Origin of the sequence: Campylobacter concisus (assembly GCF_002092845.1) — a bacterium.
GTDB lineage: Bacteria > Campylobacterota > Campylobacteria > Campylobacterales > Campylobacteraceae > Campylobacter_A > Campylobacter_A concisus_AQ.
Genome location: NZ_LVXF01000020.1, coordinates 1 through 3,232 on the forward strand (window position 1 = coordinate 1; position 3,232 = coordinate 3,232).

At 38.8% G+C, this 3,232-nt stretch carries 1 protein-coding gene; it reads left to right on the top strand.

The window, feature by feature from the left end; all coding sequences use genetic code 11:
* Positions 1 to 3,232, top strand: a 3,232-nt coding sequence (locus A3854_RS09570) for a beta strand repeat-containing protein (protein ID WP_084041580.1), incomplete at both ends; no start/stop codon positions are given.

Here is a 3,232-nt window from a genome sequence, read left to right on the forward strand (position 1 = left end):
TCTCAGCTTTACAACAAGCCATCTTAAAAGGAACAGATCTTAATGCTCTAGAAGAAACTGCTGCAGGTGGTCCACAAGCAGGTGGTAATGGTGGAGATGGCGTAAGCTTATCTTCTACTAGCTTTGCAGAAGGAGGCCACATTAGTAACATCAATGCTAATGTAGGAAGCATAGATGCTTTATCTCTAGCAGCAGGTGGAGATAATAGCTTTGGTGTAAGTGGAGGAAGTGCTGTTGGGGCTGGAGCAATAGAACCTGCTTTACCAGCAGGAAGTATAAAAATTCCTTTATCAGCGTATCTAAACGAAAATATAAACGACGGATTCGTTTTTCATATGCGAAGTCTAGTACATGATATGCCTTATGCCGGATCTACTTTGAATGGATATAGTATAGTTAGATGGATAGACGGCAGGGATTATCTAGTTCCTAACGCTGGAGTAAATACATTTACCCTTCAAGATGGCTGGTTTAAAAGTAATGATGGCAAGTTAGCTATTGGTCAAGATGATGCTAAAGACTTGGTGCTAACAAGTAGTGCTAATTCGGCAAATCATACTGGAGATGTGGCCAAAATAGTAAATCCTTCAAGTGATCTTAGCGTATTTGGCGGAGATAATGGAAGTAAGATTACTTCAGACGGTACTAATATAGATACTAAAATTTATAGCAGCATAAAGGGCGACGAGATCAATATAACTTCTGACGTAACAGGTACTGGTACTTATGAAATAGATCCGTTTACTCACGAATACATAGGCGGTCAATCTTATATAAGCACCGGTTCAAGTTCGGACAACTTAAATATAGCTCCCGGTGTCACTTTAACTAATACCATAATAAATATGGGTGCTGGAAGCGAAACTGTAAATTTAAAAGGAACCGCTACGGATAAGATTAATTTTAAAGGATCTATCTTAATGACCGGCGCCGATAACGATGTAATAAATATCGAAAACGCTTCGTTTGACGTAACCGATGAGAGGGCTAGTGTGATAGACGGCGGAAGCGGTAATGATACTATAAACGTAAATTCCGGAGCCGAGTTAAAACAAGGTACTAGAATCAGAGGCGGAAGCGGCAATGATACTATAAATGTAAATTCCGGAGCTAATATTCACGGTACCCGATCTGAAGGGGCTATTATACATATGGGTAAGTCTGCTAGTCCTTTAGATAAAGGAGAACAAGGTAATACTTCTGAGCTAAATGTGAAAAACGGAGCATTTATGTCTAATGCTAAAATAGAAGTGGTAGCCAAAGAAAATACGATAAATTTTGAAAAAGGAGCTACTACTACTGGTGTTAGAATCATAGCGAAAGATACTGGTACAAAAAGCACGATCAATATTAAGAGCGATCTAGAAACATCTCTGGAAGGTAAGCACTCTAAGATTAGAACCGGAGAAGGAGACGACATTGTTAACGTAAGTGATAAAGCTACACTAAATAATGTTGAAATGACTTTAGGAGGGGGTCTAAACAAAGTAACTATAAACGATGCTACTATGAATGGTGGTAGTATAGAAAATGGCGATGGTGGTAACGAAATAACATTAACCAATAATGCGGTATTTAGTGATGCTTATATAAGCACTGGAGATGGCGTCGACCAAGTCAATGTATACGATGGGGCATTGTTAAATTTTGCGGAAGTAAATACCGGCGGAGGCAACGACATAATAAGATTTGAACACCTAACTACAAGTCCGTTTCAAGGTTACAGCTACTCTGCAGCAACGGAAACTGAGATAAATATGGGCGACGGCGACGATACCGTAGTACTAACCGGTATGGGTAATAGCGGCAACTATGCGGGCAGAGTATCTGACTTCCAACAAGTAAATATAGATATGGGAGATAACGGTATCAAGCACGTACAGATAAACAGGGGAAAAGTTGAAACTACTAATATAAAGACCGGTAGCGGAAACGATTTGGTACAAATACAAGGCGACTCTTTAATGGAGGGTAGAAACAATATAGAAACCGGTGCAGGAGAAGACGACGTAGAAATTAGGGATTCTAAACTTAATGGTACCGCTACCGCAAAAACAGTTATAAATACCGGTGCCGACAAAGATCACGTAGTGATTAACAATTCTACTTTAACGCATGCGGAGATTAACACAGGTACTGGAGTAGATACTGTGGATATCGAAGATGGAATGATATTTGACGATAGCTCTATAAATACAGGTGCAGATAATGACGAAGTAAATATCAATAGTGATATAACTGGAACTATTCAGTCAAATATTCAAACCGGCGAAGGTTCTGATACTGTAAATATTGCTAGCGGAGTAACGCTTACTCGTACAGTTATAGATATGGGTGCCGGAGAGGATACTATAGAAATTAGCGGAAATAGTGCTACTGATCGTATAACATTTAAGGGATCTAAACTATATACGGATGATGCGGGTTATACGGCCAACGATAATGATCATGTAACGATCTCAAACACTACTTTTATGAAAAGTGACGACGGCAAATTGTCTGGTGTAGAAACCGGTGGCGGAAATGATGAAATCACCATAAAAGACGGTACTATATTCCAAGACTTCTCTTATATAGCTGCTGGAAATGGCGTAGATACTATAACTCTAGAAAGTGGAGCTAAATTTAATCAAGCCAATGTATATGCAGATGCTGGCGACGATATAATAAATGTTAACGGAGCAGAATTTAAAGGCGAAAATGCATATAACCATAATGCCGGCGTACATGGTGGAGCAGGAAATGATACAATTTTCGTCAACTCTGGAAAATTTGATAATGCTAAAGTAGAGGGTGATGCTGGTAATGATACGATCCATATCAAATCTGGAGCTAGATTTGAAAATGCTTCTATATATGGTGATAGCATAGATGGTTTAACGACCGGTAACGATACTATCATAGTAGACAAAGGCGCAACGCTAATTAATACGACTATCGACGGCGGAGCTGGATTTGATACATTAAAAGTAGCTGATAATAGCATAGACTTTAGCCATGTTAAAAATATCGAAAAACTAGATATGACTAATGGAGAAAAGACAACCTTATCTCTTACAGCTAGCAATGTTCAAGATATATTACGTGATAGTAATGAGAATAAGCTAAAAATAGATGGTGATAGTAACGATGAGCTTACTCTTGGAAGTAGTTGGACTAAAGGTGCTAGTTCTGGTGGTTATACTACTTATACTAGTGGTACAACTACAATCGAAGTTCAAGACCAAATACA